The sequence below is a fragment of the Clavibacter sp. GW821-FHT01D01 genome (genome assembly GCF_059422605.1).
The window spans coordinates 1-814 of sequence record NZ_JBWKXC010000026.1; the positions used below are offsets into that span (position 1 = coordinate 1).

Annotated in this window: 1 protein-coding gene; it reads left to right on the plus strand. The window is 68.4% G+C overall.

Translation table 11 applies throughout. The annotated features are described in order from the left end of the window. Nucleotides 1–26 precede the first annotated feature (26 nt). Entirely contained in the window at nt 27–629 is a 603-nt protein-coding gene (locus AC07VC_RS16215; RefSeq protein WP_494674912.1) for a hypothetical protein, read from the plus strand. Nucleotides 630–814 lie beyond the last annotated feature (185 nt).

The following is an 814-nucleotide window of genomic DNA, read 5'->3' on the forward strand; positions in this document are numbered from 1 at the left end:
CACCAATCAGTACTCGATGAAGGAGAATGATGAACGCGCACCGTTATCGCATCCCCACCGCAGTCCTCTTGGCCGGAGGCCTGGTGCTGACGTCGACGTCGATGGCATCCGCCGCCCCGACAGCTACGAATGCCGTCATCGCGCCGGCATCCACCAGCGCACCGACATTGACCGAAGCCGAGCTCGCGGAAGTGGGCCTCACCAGAGAGGACGCTGACGCGATCGTGCGCGAGGCGGAGGCTGCGCTAGCGGCGGCAGAAGCGCGGGGTGAGATCACCGCGGCGGACGCGGCTGCATTCCGCCAGCACCTGCTGACCACCGGCAGCGGCGGTGGTGGCGAGGTGTCGACGCAAGCGCTCCCTGTGTGGGCGGCAGCCGCCATCATCGGATGCGCCGGCAGCGTCATGCTCGGCGAGGGAGCCGACCAGGTCAAGAACGCCCTGCGCACCGGTGGCGTGGACAGCGCCACCGACATCGCCCTCGGCATCGGCGTGGACTGCGTCTTCGGAGCCGTGCCCGGCGGCGCCATCGGCGCCGCAGCGAAGAAGACCCTGACGCAGCCGATCAAGGACACCCTCCGACCGGCGGTCAAGAAGGTCATCGAGACGTTCCAGCGCAACAACGACTGAGTTCCTCGAGGTCGGGGGCGTCATCACGTGCCCCCGACCTCGCCGTCCCGGCCCGATTGGACGAGATAGGAGAGTGGACCGATGAGAGACCTCGCACGGTGGCTGTATCCGCTTCTGCTGGGTAGCGCGTGGGGGAGCCTCTGGGCCGCCGTCACCGCATGGCGCCAGGGCACGGGAGATGCGGC